Annotated in this window: 12 protein-coding genes; 4 read left to right on the top strand and 8 right to left on the bottom strand. The window is 66.0% G+C overall.

Annotated elements, in window-relative coordinates; translation table 11 throughout:
• From AC5I49_RS15725 to AC5I49_RS15715, 3 genes are all read right to left on the bottom strand, one after another.
• The coding region (locus AC5I49_RS15725; RefSeq protein ID WP_495789592.1) for a thiolase family protein at positions 1–212 on the bottom strand (212 nt) is incomplete at its 3' end.
• Positions 213–283: 71 nt separating this feature from the next.
• Positions 284–943, bottom strand: coding sequence for a 3-oxoacid CoA-transferase subunit B (locus AC5I49_RS15720; RefSeq protein ID WP_026062883.1), 660 nt, complete (start codon positions 941–943; stop codon positions 284–286).
• A 26-nt stretch (positions 944–969) separates the two neighbouring features.
• Complete coding sequence (locus AC5I49_RS15715; protein ID WP_012207359.1) at positions 970–1,671, bottom strand: 3-oxoacid CoA-transferase subunit A; 702 nt, start codon at positions 1,669–1,671, stop codon at positions 970–972.
• A gap of 86 nt (positions 1,672–1,757) precedes the next feature.
• Between AC5I49_RS15715 and AC5I49_RS15710 the strand changes: the two genes are divergently transcribed.
• The 4 genes from AC5I49_RS15710 (at position 1,758) to AC5I49_RS15695 (ending at position 9,862) form a co-directional block, all read left to right on the top strand.
• Positions 1,758–2,597 carry an IclR family transcriptional regulator domain-containing protein gene (locus AC5I49_RS15710; protein ID WP_338499780.1) on the top strand — a complete coding sequence of 280 codons (840 nt, stop codon included), beginning with the start codon at positions 1,758–1,760 and terminating at the stop codon, positions 2,595–2,597.
• A 90-nt stretch (positions 2,598–2,687) separates the two neighbouring features.
• Positions 2,688–3,398: a transposase gene (locus AC5I49_RS15705; protein WP_017407350.1), complete on the top strand. Its 711-nt coding sequence runs from the start codon at positions 2,688–2,690 to the stop codon at positions 3,396–3,398.
• Between the two features lie 188 nt (positions 3,399–3,586).
• Positions 3,587–8,317: a glutamate synthase-related protein gene (locus tag AC5I49_RS15700; protein ID WP_016445556.1), complete on the top strand. Its 4,731-nt coding sequence runs from the start codon at positions 3,587–3,589 to the stop codon at positions 8,315–8,317.
• A 69-nt stretch (positions 8,318–8,386) separates the two neighbouring features.
• Positions 8,387–9,862 carry a glutamate synthase subunit beta gene (locus tag AC5I49_RS15695; protein ID WP_016445557.1) on the top strand — a complete coding sequence of 492 codons (1,476 nt, stop codon included), beginning with the start codon at positions 8,387–8,389 and terminating at the stop codon, positions 9,860–9,862.
• 210 nt (positions 9,863–10,072) lie between these two features.
• Here the strand turns inward: AC5I49_RS15695 and tatC are convergent, their stop codons facing one another.
• From tatC to AC5I49_RS15670, 5 genes are all read right to left on the bottom strand, one after another.
• Positions 10,073–10,897 (bottom strand): twin-arginine translocase subunit TatC, encoded by an 825-nt coding sequence (gene tatC, locus AC5I49_RS15690; RefSeq protein WP_495789591.1) that lies wholly within the window; start codon positions 10,895–10,897, stop codon positions 10,073–10,075.
• A 150-nt stretch (positions 10,898–11,047) separates the two neighbouring features.
• A complete protein-coding gene (tatB, locus tag AC5I49_RS15685; RefSeq protein WP_012207353.1) occupies positions 11,048–11,545 on the bottom strand; it encodes a Sec-independent protein translocase protein TatB in 498 nt (165 codons plus the stop codon).
• A 21-nt stretch (positions 11,546–11,566) separates the two neighbouring features.
• Complete coding sequence (tatA, locus tag AC5I49_RS15680; RefSeq protein ID WP_016445560.1) at positions 11,567–11,806, bottom strand: Sec-independent protein translocase subunit TatA; 240 nt, start codon at positions 11,804–11,806, stop codon at positions 11,567–11,569.
• A 155-nt stretch (positions 11,807–11,961) separates the two neighbouring features.
• Positions 11,962–12,324, bottom strand: a complete 363-nt coding sequence (locus AC5I49_RS15675; protein WP_016445561.1) for a histidine triad nucleotide-binding protein — start codon at positions 12,322–12,324, stop codon at positions 11,962–11,964.
• Between the two features lie 42 nt (positions 12,325–12,366).
• On the bottom strand, positions 12,367–13,398 hold the full coding sequence (locus tag AC5I49_RS15670) for a patatin-like phospholipase family protein (RefSeq protein ID WP_016445562.1): 1,032 nt from the start codon (positions 13,396–13,398) through the stop codon (positions 12,367–12,369).

Genomic DNA, 13,398 nt, shown 5'->3' with positions numbered 1-13,398 from the left:
GCCACGTTGCGGTTGTCTTCGCCGGCCTGGTTGGCGCAGCCGTAGAGCACGTCGGCCACGGCCGTCCAGTCCACGCCGGGGTTGCGCTCCATCAGCGCCTTGATCGGCACGGCGCCGAGGTCATCGGCACGCACCGGGGACAGGGCGCCGCCGTAGCGGCCGAAGGGGGTGCGGATGGCGTCGCAGATGAAGGCCTGGTTGGACTGGCTCATGGTGTCTCCTGGGAAAAGAATGAAGAGGTGCCGGGGTGCGCCGCAGCGCACCCACTGGGGGAGCGGAGGGATCAGGCCGTGGCCGTCGCGTCCTTGATGGGCAGGCCCACGATGGACTGCAGCTCGGCGTGCGAGAGGCCGGGCACGGTGTCGATCAGGCGCAGGCCCTCGGGCGTGCATTCCAGCGTGCACAGGTCGGTGTAGATGCGCTTGACGCAGGACAGGCCCGTGAGCGGATAGCTGCAGGCCTCGACGACCTTGCATTCGCCGGTCTTGGTCAGCAGGTCCATCATCACCCAGGTCTGGCGTGCACCCACGGCCAGGTCCATGGCGCCGCCCACGGCGGGAATGGCACCGGCCTCGCCCGTGCTCCAGTTGGCCAGGTCGCCCGTGGCCGAGACCTGGAAGGCACCCAGCACGCAGATGTCCAGGTGGCCGCCGCGCATCATGGCGAAGCTGTCGGCATGGTGGAAGTAGCAGCCGCCCGGCAGCAGGGTGACGGGCTGCTTGCCGGCATTGGTCAGGTCATAGTCCTCCTGGCCTTCGGCGGGCGCCGGGCCCATGCCCAGGATGCCGTTCTCGCTTTGCAGGATGACCTCGCGGCCGGCCGGGATGTGGTTGGCCACCTGGGTGGGCATGCCGATGCCCAGGTTGACGTAGGCGCCGTCGAAGATGTCTTCGGCCACGCGCCGGGCCAGCTCTTGCTTGCTGCGTTTCTGGTAGCTGCTCATGCTCTTGCTTTCGGCGGTTGGGGCGCTCATGCGGTTTTCTTGAAACCGCCGGCCTGGGTGGCCACGCGGTCGATCTTCACGATCTGGCTCACGTAGATGCCGGGCGTGACCACGGCCTCGGGGTCCAGCGCGCCCAGCTCCACGATCTCGTGCACGGTGGCGATCGTGTGCTTGGCCGCCGTGGCCATCACGGGCCCGAAGTTGCGGGCCGACATGCGGTAGGTGAGGTTGCCCCAGCGGTCGCCCTTCTCGGCCTTGACCAGTGCCACGTCGCCGTGGATGGGATGCTCCAGCACATAGTGCTTGCCGTTGATCTCGCGCGTTTCCTTGCCGTTGGCCAGCTCCGTGCCATAGGCCGTGGGACAGAAGAAGCCGCCGATGCCGGCGCCGGCGGCGCGCAGGCGCTCGGCCAGGTTGCCCTGGGGCACGAGTTCCAGCTCGATCTTGCCGCTGCGGTACAGGTCGTCGAACACCCAGCTGTCCACCTGGCGGGGGAAGCTGCAGATGATCTTGCGCACCTGGCCGCTCTTGAGCAGCGCGGCCAGGCCCTGGTCGCCGTTGCCCGCGTTGTTGTTGACCACGGTCAGCTCGCGTGCGCCCTGGGCGATCAGGCCGTCGATGAGTTCGGTGGGATTGCCCGAGGTGCCGAAGCCCCCGATCAGCACGGTGGAGCCGTCCTGGACGCCCGACAACGCCTCGGCGATGGTGTCGGTGATTTTGTTGATCACTTGCTTGTCTCCGGTATGCAGGCCGCTGGCGCTGCACTAAAATGTTCGTATGTAGAACAAAAGTTCGCAGAAAGAATTATAGAGCCATGGAAAAAAATGCCGCTTCCGTAATTTCCACAGGTGGGGCAGAAGAAGAGGGCGGCACGCCGCGCCCCGGCGACAGCTATGTGCAGTCCTTTGCGCGCGGCCTGGGCGTGATCCGCTCGTTCAGCGCCGAGGCGCCTGCGCAGACGCTCAGCGAGGTGGCGGCGCGCACGGGGCTCACGCGCGCCGGGGCCCGGCGCATCCTGCTGACGCTGCAGACGCTGGGCTATGTGAAGAGCGACGGCAAGCTGTTCCAGCTCACGCCGCGCATCATGGAACTGGGCTTTGCCTACCTCAGTTCCACCCCGGTCTGGAACCTGGCCGAGCCCGTGATGGAGAACCTGGTCGACGAGGTCAAGGAGTCCTGCTCGGCTGCCGTGCTCGATGGGGGCGACATCGTCTATGTGCTGCGCGTGCACACCCACAAGATCATGAGCACCAACCTCAGCGTGGGCTCGCGCCTGCCGGCCTGCTGGACCTCGATGGGGCGCGTGCTGCTGGCCGGCGAGAGCGATGAATCCCTGCAGGCCCTGCTGGATGCGCGCGAGCGCCGCCAGTTCACGGCGCTGACCGAGCAGGACGACGAGCGCCTGCGCCAGCGCATTCTGGAGGTGCGCGCCCAGGGCTGGGCCCTGGTGGACCAGGAATTGGCCGAAGGCCTGATCTCCATCGCGGCGCCCGTGAAGAACGCGGCAGGGCGCACCGTGGCCGCGCTCAACATCAGCGGCCAGGCCAACCGCAACAGCGCCGAGATGATGCGCGTGCAACTGCTGCCCCGGCTGCTGGCTGCCACGCAGCTGGTGAGCCAGCTGCTGAGGGCCTCGTCGCGTCTTTCCCTGTAAAACGGAGTGTGGCGCAGTGCGGCAGAGCGGGGCGGGGCGCTCCATAATTGCCGCTCCACGCCCTGCACCCGCTTGCCTGCACCCAGCACCATGGCCCGCCTGCCCAGACTCACCATTGCGGATCTGCCGCACCACATCATCCAGCTCGGCAACAACGGCGCGGACATTTTCATCGATGCCCAGGATCGGGAGACCATGCTGGAGCTGCTGCGCGAGATGGCGCGCAGCTGCGAGCTGGCCGTGCATGCCTACGTGCTCCTGCCCAGCCAGTTCCACCTGCTGGCCACGCCGCGCACCGACGATGGCCTGCCCAGGTTCATGCAGGCCGTGGGCCGGCGCTATGTGCGCTACTTCAACGACCGCCACGGCCGCAGCGGCACGCTGTGGGAGGGCCGCTATCGCGGCACGGTCCTGCAGCCCAGCTGGCTGCTGCCCACCATGGTCTTCATGGACGACAGCCCCGTGCGCGCCGGCCTGGTCCAGCGGCCGGCCGACTGGCCCTGGTCCAGCTACGCGCACAACGCCGGCCTGCGCAGCGACGCGCTGATCCAGCCGCATGCCGTGTTCTGGGAGCTGGGCAACACCCCGTTTGCGCGCGACGCGGCGTATGTGTCGGCCGTGGAAGAGGGCGTCAGCAGCGATGACGGCGAACGCATCAGCCAGTCGGCGCTGCGGGGCTGGGCGCTGGGCGATGAGCAATTCATTGCCGATTTACAACAGCGCACCGAGCGCCGCGTGACCCGCCAGCGCGCCGGCCGTCCGCCAGGACGGACCAATGAGCGCACCACAACAGTGCGTTAGTACCCACTGATGGCCTGCAAGTGCTTGATTCCTCATCGCAGGCCTCTGTGAAATAAATGTGTCCCTCATTAATTTCCGATTTTTTTGTTCTGGAATTAATTGGGATCTGACCCTTATATAAATTTATTGCATGAGGTGATGCCTTGCCTTAATCTTGCGTTCCCTGCGAAAAATTTGAGGATTCCGCCATGACGACGGCTGCCGAGATCAAGCATCTCCAAGACCACGGTCTGTACTCCAAGAGCAACGAGCACGACGCCTGCGGCCTCGGCTTTGTTGCGCATATCAAGGGCGTCAAGCGCCATGACATCGTCACCGGCGCGCTCAAGATCCTCGAAAACATCGACCATCGCGGTGCCGTGGGTGCCGACAAGCTCATGGGCGACGGCGCGGGCATTTTGATCCAGATTCCCGACCAGCTCTACCGCGAAGAGATGGCAAAGCAGGGCGTGGCCCTGCCGCCCGCGGGCGAGTACGGCGTGGGCATGATCTTCCTGCCCAAGGAACACGCCTCGCGCCTGGCCTGCGAGCAGGAGATGGAACGCGCCATCAAGGCCGAAGGCCAGGTCCTGCTGGGCTGGCGCGATGTGCCCGTGAACCGCGACATGCCCATGTCGCCCACGGTCCAGGAAAAGGAGCCCATCCTGCGCCAGGTCTTCATCGGCCGCGGCGCCGACGTGATCGTGCAGGACGCGCTCGAGCGCAAGCTGTACGTGATCCGCAAGACGGCCAGCGCCGCCATCCAGAACCTCAAGCTCAAGCACAGCAAGGAATACTACGTTCCCAGCATGAGCAGCCGCACCGTGGTCTACAAGGGCCTGCTGCTGGCCGACCAGGTGGGCGTGTACTACAACGACCTGTCCGACGAGCGCTGCGTCTCGGCCATCGGCCTGGTGCACCAGCGCTTTTCGACCAACACCTTCCCCGAGTGGCCGCTGGCCCACCCCTACCGCTACGTGGCCCACAACGGTGAAATCAACACCGTGCGCGGCAACTACAACTGGATGCTGGCGCGCGAGGGCGTGATGGCCTCGCCCGTCCTGGCCGAGGACCTCAAGAAGCTCTATCCCATCAGCTTCGCCGGCCAGTCCGACACGGCAACGTTCGACAACTGCCTGGAACTGCTGACCATGGCCGGCTACCCCATCAGCCAGGCCGTGATGATGATGATTCCCGAGCCCTGGGAACAGCACGAGTCCATGGACGAGCGCCGCCGCGCCTTCTATGAATACCACGCCGCCATGATGGAGCCCTGGGACGGCCCGGCCTCCATCGTGTTCACCGACGGCCGCCAGATCGGCGCCACGCTGGACCGCAACGGCCTGCGCCCCTCGCGCTACGTGATCACCGATGACGACCTGGTCATCCTGGCGTCCGAAGCCGGCGTGCTGCCCGTGCCCGACAGCGCCATCGTGCGCAAGTGGCGCCTGCAGCCCGGCAAGATGCTGCTGATCGACCTGGAGCAGGGCCGCCTGATCGAGGACGACGAGCTCAAGGCCAACATCGTCAACACCAAGCCCTACAAGCAGTGGATCGAGAACCTGCGCATCAAGCTGGGCAGCGTGGGCGGTGACACCCATGCCGGCCCCGAGGCCGCCAGCCTGCCGCTGCTCGAGCGCCAGCAGGCCTTCGGCTTCACGCAGGAAGACATCAAGTTCCTGCTGGCCCCCATGGCCAAGAACGGCGAGGAAGGCATCGGCTCCATGGGCAACGACAGCCCGCTGGCCGTGCTGTCGGACAAGAACAAGCCGCTGTACAACTACTTCCGCCAGATGTTCGCGCAGGTGACCAACCCGCCGATCGACCCCATCCGCGAAGCCATCGTGATGTCGCTGGTGTCCTTCATCGGACCCAAGCCCAACCTGCTGGACATCAACCAGGTCAACCCGCCCATGCGCCTGGAAGTGCACCAGCCCGTGCTGGACTTCGCCGACATGGCCAAGCTGCGCGACATCGAACGCCACACGCAGGGCAAGTTCAAGAGCGCAACGATTGACATCACCTACCCGCTGTCCTGGGGCAAGCAGGGCGTGGAAGCCAAGCTGGCATCGCTGTGCGCGCAGGCCGTGGACGCCATCAAGGGCGGCGCCAACATCCTGATCATCAGCGACCGCCATGTGAGCGCCACCCAGGTGGCCATCCCCGCGCTGCTGGCGCTGTCGGCCATCCACCAGCACCTGGTGCGCGAGGGCCTGCGCACCACGGCCGGCCTGGTCGTGGAGACGGGCACGGCGCGCGAAGTGCACCACTTCGCCGTGCTGGCAGGCTACGGCGCCGAGGCCGTGCACCCCTACCTGGCCATGGAAACCCTGGCCGACATGCACAAGGAGCTGGGCGGCGACCTGTCGGCCGACAAGGCCATCTACAACTACGTCAAGGCCATCGGCAAGGGCCTGTCCAAGATCATGTCCAAGATGGGCGTGTCCACCTACATGTCCTATTGCGGCGCCCAACTGTTCGAGGTGATCGGCCTGAACAGCGACACCGTGGACAAGTACTTCACCGGCACGGCCAGCCGCGTCGAGGGCATCGGCGTCTTCGAGATCGCCGAGGAAACCATCCGCAACCACCGCGCGGCCTTCGGTGACGATCCCGTGCTGGAGACCATGCTGGACGCCGGTGGCGAATACGCCTGGCGCGCCCGTGGCGAAGAGCACATGTGGTCGCCCGACGCCATCGCCAAGCTGCAGCATTCCACGCGCTCCAACAACTGGAGCACGTACAAGGAATACGCCCAGCTGATCAACGACCAGAGCAAGCGCCACATGACGCTGCGCGGCCTGTTCGAGTTCAAGTTCGACCCGGCCAAGGCCATCCCGCTGGACCAGGTCGAGTCGGCCAAGGAGATCGTCAAGCGCTTTGCCACGGGCGCCATGTCGCTGGGCTCCATCAGCACCGAGGCCCATGCCACGCTGGCAGTGGCCATGAACCGCATCGGCGGCAAGAGCAACACCGGCGAAGGCGGGGAAGATCCCCAGCGCTACCGCAACGAGCTCAAGGGCATCCCGATCAGGAAGGGCGAGACCCTGGGCTCCATCATCGGCGCCGACAAGGTCGAGGCCGACATCGAGCTGCAGGACGGCGACTCGCTGCGCTCCAGGATCAAGCAGGTGGCATCGGGCCGCTTCGGCGTCACGGCCGAGTACCTGTCGTCCTCGGACCAGGTGCAGATCAAGATGGCCCAGGGCGCCAAGCCCGGCGAGGGCGGCCAGCTGCCCGGCGGCAAGGTGTCCGACTACATCGGCAAGCTGCGCCACTCCGTGCCCGGCGTCGGTCTGATCTCGCCCCCGCCCCACCACGACATCTACTCCATCGAGGATCTGGCCCAGCTGATCCACGACCTGAAGAACGTGGCGCCGCACGCCGACATCTCGGTCAAGCTCGTGTCCGAAGTGGGCGTGGGCACCATCGCGGCCGGCGTGGCCAAGTGCAAGAGCGACCACGTGGTCATCGCAGGCCATGACGGCGGCACGGGCGCATCGCCCTGGTCTTCCATCAAGCATGCGGGCTCGCCCTGGGAAATCGGCCTGGCCGAGACCCAGCAGACCCTGGTGCTCAACCGCCTGCGCGGCCGCATCCGCGTGCAGGCCGACGGCCAGATGAAGACCGGCCGCGACGTCGTCATCGGCGCGCTGCTGGGTGCCGACGAGTTCGGCTTCGCCACGGCGCCCCTGGTCGTCGAGGGCTGCATCATGATGCGCAAGTGCCACCTGAACACCTGCCCCGTGGGCGTGGCCACGCAGGACCCGGTGCTGCGCGCCAAGTTCTCGGGCAAGCCCGAGCATGTGGTGAACTACTTCTTCTTCATCGCCGAGGAAGTGCGCCAGATCATGGCCCAGCTCGGCGTGGCGAAGTTCGACGACCTGATCGGCCGCTCCGACCTGCTGGACACCCGCAAGGGCCTGCAGCACTGGAAGGCCCAGGGCCTGGACTTCTCGCGCCTGTTCGCCCAGCCCGAAGTGCCCGCAGACGTGGCGCGCTTCCATGTCGAAAAGCAGGACCACCTGCTGGACAAGGCGCTGGACGTGAAGCTCATCGAGCGCTGCAAGCCCGCCATCGAGAACGGCGAGCGTGTGCGCATCATGGAAGTGGCGCGCAACGTCAACCGCTCCGTGGGCGCCATGCTCTCCGGTGCCGTGACGCGCGTGCATCCCGAAGGACTGCCCGATGACACCATCCGCATCCACTTCGAGGGAACCGGCGGCCAGTCCTTCGGCGCCTTCCTGTGCAACGGCATCACGCTGAACCTGCGCGGCGACGCCAACGACTACACGGGCAAGGGCCTGTCCGGCGGCCGCGTGGTGGTGCACGCCAGCCATGAGTTCCGTGGCGATACCACCAGCAACACCATCGTGGGCAACACCGTGATGTTCGGCGCCACCAGCGGCGAGGCCTTCTTCGGCGGCGTGGCCGGCGAGCGTTTCGCGGTCCGCCTGTCTGGCGCCACCGCCGTGGTCGAAGGCGTGGGCGACCACGGCTGCGAATACATGACCGGCGGCACCGTGGTGGTGCTGGGCAAGACCGGCCGCAACTTCGCCGCCGGCATGAGCGGCGGCGTGGCCTATGTCTACGACGAGGATGGCCGCTTCGCCGAGCGCTGCAACAAGGCGTCCGTCTCGCTGGACCAGGTGTTGCCCCACGACGAGCACTTGGCCCAGGTCTCGCCCGCCGTCTGGCACCGCCGCGAAACCGACGAGCGCCAGCTGCGCGCGCTGATCGAGGCGCACAGCCGCTGGACCGGCTCCAAGCGCGCCCGCGACCTGCTGGACAACTGGGCGGCGGCCCGCTCCAAGTTCGTCAAGGTCTTCCCCAGCGAGTACAAGCGTGCCCTGTCCGAGATGTACGAGCGCCAGGTGATGGAAGAGCCCGCCACGCCCGAGGTCGAGGAACACGCCAAGGAAGCCGTGGCCGCCAAATAACAAGGAAGCGAAGGATGCGGGCAGCAGCCCGCATCCATCCCTGCACCCCACACATCAGGACAACGAATCATGGGAAAGACCACCGGCTTCATGGAATATGAGCGCCTCGAGGAGGGCTATGCGCCCGTCGCCGAGCGCGTGAAGCACTACAAGGAATTCGTCATCGGCCTCGATGACAGCCAGGCCAAGATCCAGGGCGCGCGCTGCATGGACTGCGGCACGCCGTTCTGCAACAACGGCTGCCCGGTCAACAACATCATTCCGGACTTCAACGACCTGGTCTTCCACGGCGGCTGGAAGAGCGCCAGCGCCGTGCTGCACAGCACCAACAACTTCCCCGAGTTCACGGGCCGCATCTGCCCCGCCCCCTGCGAGGCCGCCTGCACCCTGAACATCAACGACGACGCCGTGGGCATCAAGTCCATCGAGCACGCCATCATCGACCGTGCCTGGGCCGAAGGCTGGGTCAAGCCGCTGCCCAGCAGCCGCAAGACCGGCAAGAAGGTCGCCGTGGTCGGCGCCGGCCCTGCAGGCCTGGCGGCCTCGCAGCAGCTGGCCCGCGCCGGCCACGATGTGACGCTGTTCGAGAAGAACGACCGCGTGGGCGGCCTGCTGCGCTACGGCATTCCCGACTTCAAGATGGAGAAGTCGCACATCGACCGCCGCGTCGAGCAGCTCGTGGCCGAAGGCGTCAAGATCCGTACCGGCGTGCTGGTGGCGGGCAAGGACGGCCTGGGCGAAGACTCCAAGGTCACCAACTGGGCCAAGGAAACCGTCAGCCCCGAGCAGCTCATGGCCGAGTTCGACGCCGTGCTGCTGACCGGCGGTGCCGAGCAGTCGCGCGACCTGCCCGTGCCCGGCCGCGAACTCAAGGGCATCCATTTCGCCATGGAGTTCCTGCCGCAGCAAAACAAGGTCAACGCCGGCGACAAGCTCAAGGGCCAGCTGCGGGCCGATGGCAAGCATGTCATCGTCATCGGCGGCGGCGACACCGGCTCCGACTGCGTGGGCACCAGCAACCGCCATGGCGCCGTCAGCGTGACCCAGTTCGAGCTGATGCCCATGCCGCCCGAGCAGGAGAACAAGCCCCTGGTCTGGCCCTACTGGCCGATCAAGCTGCGCACCAGCTCCAGCCACGAGGAAGGCTGCGAGCGCGAGTTCGCCATCGCCACCAAGGAGTTCATCGGCGAGAAGGGCCAGGTCACGGCCGTCAAGACCGTGCGCATCGAAATGAAGGATGGCAAGATGGTCGAGGTGCCCGGCAGCGAGCAGGTGCTCAAGGCCGACCTGGTGCTGCTGGCCATGGGCTTCGTCAGCCCCGTGCAGGCCGTGCTCGATGCCTTTGGCGTGGACAAGGACGCACGCGGCAACGCCAAGGCCACCACCGACTTCACGGGCGGCTACGCCACCAGCGTGCCCAAGCTCTTCGCCGCCGGCGATGTGCGCCGCGGCCAGTCCCTGGTGGTCTGGGCCATCCGCGAAGGCCGCCAGGCCGCTCGCTCCATTGACGAGTTCCTCATGGGCACGTCCGACCTGCCTCGGTGAGATGCCAACCCCGGAAGGGGCTTGGCCATAGACAAAGAAAAAGCCCTTGGTGATGAACCAAGGGCTTTTTATTACAAATTCCTCGTGTTTCAGCGTAGGCCCTTGAAACTGGCGCGCCCTAAAGCGAGGGACACCGAGGAAGGGCCTGGGCCGGCCGCGCCGCCCCGCACCGAGGGTGTCGTCCCCCTCTGGGGGAAGGCGCGAAGCGACTCAGGGGGAGGGTTTATCCTCTGCGGGCTTGTCCACTGCGGTGCCGGGTTCGGCTTCTTCTTCCGGCGCGTTGGAGACGCGGCTGAACCAGCCGGCACCCAGGATGCCGATCTCGTAAAGAATGCACATGGGCACGGCCAGGGCCAGTTGGGAGATCACGTCGGGCGGCGTGACCACGGCGGCGATGATGAAGGCCACCACGATGAAATAACCGCGGAAGGACTTGAGCTTGGCGATGTCCACCAGGCCGAAGCGCACCAGCAACATGACCACGATGGGCACCTGGAAGGCCAGGCCAAAGGCCAGGTACAGCGACAGGATGGCCTCCACATACGATGCAATGTCCGGCGTGGCCGCCACGCTGTCCGGGGTGAAGCCCTGGATGAAGGCGAACATCTTGTCGAGCACGAAGAACTGCACGAAGGCGATGCCGATATAGGCCAGCAGGCTGCCGAAGATGATCAGCGGCAGCGCAAAGCGCTTTTCATGGCTGTACAGGCCGGGCGCCACGAAGGCCCACATCTGGTACATGATCCAGGGCAGCACGGCCAAGATGCCCACCATCATCAGTACCTTGAGCGGCACGAAGAAGGGGGTGAACACGCCGACTGCGATGAGCTTGGCATCGGGCGGCATGTGGGCCTTGATCGGGTGGGCGATGAAGTCGATCAGCCCGTTGGGGCCGGGCCATACGGCCAGCACGGCGATCGCCAGACCGATGCCGTAGATGCAGTAGAGCAGGCGGTCGCGCAGCTCCATCAGGTGCTGGACGAAAGGCTGCTCGGTGCCTGCCAGCTCGTCGTCTTTAGGTGGAATGTCGGACATGGTGCGAAACCGCGGCGGGCCGCAAGGGCGTCCACGGACCTGGTATGAAAAGCAGAAAGCCCGACGGATCGGGCAGGGTGGGGCGATGGCGGGTGCCCGGGTGGCAGAGGCTGGGCCGGTTGCCTCGTGGCCCGCTGCGCGCCAGCATCTTCAGCGGGACTTCTGGGGACGAAAGCGCGCCACGCGCGCCGCGCCCGACTGCGCCTTGGTGCGCACGCCGGCCCGGGCCTTGTACCACTGGGGCACGGCAGCACGCTTGAGGCGCCAGTTCTTGCCCGGGTGGCGGTAGGCCGGCGCCACGGCGCTGTACGTATCGCTGTCGGAGCCGTAGGAAGAGGAGTCGTACGAGGAAGACGTGCCGTTGAGCGATGCCGTGGACTCGTTCCAGTCCTTCTCGAAATTGGCGGCCGAAGTGTGGATGGACTGCTCGACGTCACGCGCCGCGCCTTCCACCGTGTCCTTCATCTTGCGCAACTCGTCGAGTTCCATCGAACGGTTGACCTCGGCCTTCACATCGGAGACGTAGCGCTGGGCCTTGCCCAGCAGGGTACCGACGGTGCGCGCCACGCGCGGCAGCTTCTCGGGGCCGATGACCACGAGAGCCACGGCGCCGATCAGCGCCATCTTGGACAGACCGATATCAAACATGGAGGCTTGGCGTGCGGAGCATCAGCTCTTTTGCTTGGCTTCGACGTCGATGGTGGCCTTGTCGGTGGCTGTCTGGCCTGCAACCTGGCCAGGGGCAGCTGCGGGGGTGTCGGTGGAGGTCGAGCCGTCCTTCACACCGTCCTTGAAGCCCTTGACTGCACCGCCAAGGTCGGAACCGATGTTCTTCAGCTTCTTGGTTCCGAACACCAGAACCACGATGGCCAGGACGATCAGCCAATGCCAGATGGAAAACGAGCCCATGAGAATCTCTCCTAAGAATTGCAGATCATTTTAGACGCCGGGCCATGGCGGCAGTTCGCAAGGCCCCACAAAAGCCGTTCGGCCGGCGCATGTACGCAGAAGTTGCAAGCAAGAGGCGGGCCATCTTGCGCGCAAGCCTGCGTCCAGCAAAGGCTTCAGCCCTTCAGCCAGGGGCGGGGGCCGCCCATGACATGGATGTGCAGGTGGTGGACTTCCTGTCCGCCCTCGGTGCCCGTGTTGACCACCAGACGGAAACCGCCGTCGGGATACGGATTGCAGCCTTGCTCGGCGGCCAGGCGGGGCGCCAGCACCATCATGCGGCCCAGCAGCGCAGCGTCGTCGGCCTGGACCTGGGCCATGGAGGGGATGTGCTTCTTGGGCACCATCAGAAAGTGAATGGGCGCGCCGGGATGGATGTCGTGGAAGGCGAAGACTTCATCGTCTTCATAGACCTTGCGGGAAGGGATCTCGCCTTTGATGATGCGGCAAAACAGGCAGTTCGGGTCGTGGTCGTGCATGGCGCTACGGGAGTCCTGGGAAGCTGGCGGTGGATCGAAAAATCAGGGTGAATTGTCGTTGATGTGCAGTGTCTGGCGCACGCCGATGTCGCTGCGGTGCTGCTGGAGCCAGTGCTGCCCCTGCTCGCGCCCCAGCTCGAACAGCTCGCGCACGAAACGCATGTCGGAGCGCGTCTTGGTCGAGGCGCCGTAGCCCTTGAGTACCGCCCCGCCGTCCACGCGGTGCAGCAGCACCTTTTTGTAGCGTGCCGGGTCCAGCTTGCCCTGCTCCAGCAGGCGCTTGACGAACTCGATGGCGCGCAGCTCGGACAGCAGGCCGGCGTTGAAGGTGACCTCGTTCATGCGGTCCATGATGTCGGCCGCCGTGTTGGGCAGGTCGGTGTGCTCGATGGGATTGATCTGCACCAGCAGGATGTCGCTGGACGCCGTGCCGTAGATCAGGGGATACAGGGCGGGATTGCCCGAGAAACCGCCGTCCCAGTAAGGCTCGCCATCGATTTCCACGGCCTTGAACAGCTGGGGCAGGCAGGCCGAGGCCATGACCGCGTCGGCACTGAGCCTTCTGCCCGAGAAGATGCTTCCCCGGCCCGTGCGCACATTGGTGGCGCAGACAAAGACCTTGGGCACCACGCCCTCCACGGGCGGACGCGTCAGCGCCTCGAAATCCACGACCCGTTCGAGCAGCTTGCGCAGCGGGTTGATGTCCAGCGGGTTGGTCTGGTAGGGCGAGAAGAACTGGTTGAGCACGCCCATGAAGGGGCTGCCCGGCAATGGCGCGCCCCACATCAGGCTGCCCATGGTGCCCACGCCTTCCCACAGTTCGGTCAGCGAGGCGCGGGCCAATTGGGCGCCCAGCGCCTGGGCGGCCACAGGATCGCTTTCCTGGCGCGCGGCCTGGGCAAAGCCCTGTGCCAGGGCCACGGCATTCATGGCGCCGGCGCTGGTGCCGCTGATGCCGTCGAAGACAAGGCTGCCGTCTTCCAGCAGTGCGTCCAGCACGCCCCAGGTCAGGGCGCCGTGCGAGCCCCCGCCCTGCAGGGCGAGGTTGATCTTGCAGGTCGGGGTGGAGGACAT

This window comes from Delftia sp. (assembly GCF_059499305.1).
Note: the sequence above shows the minus strand (reverse complement) of the source record. Positions and strands in the feature narration are given on the sequence as shown.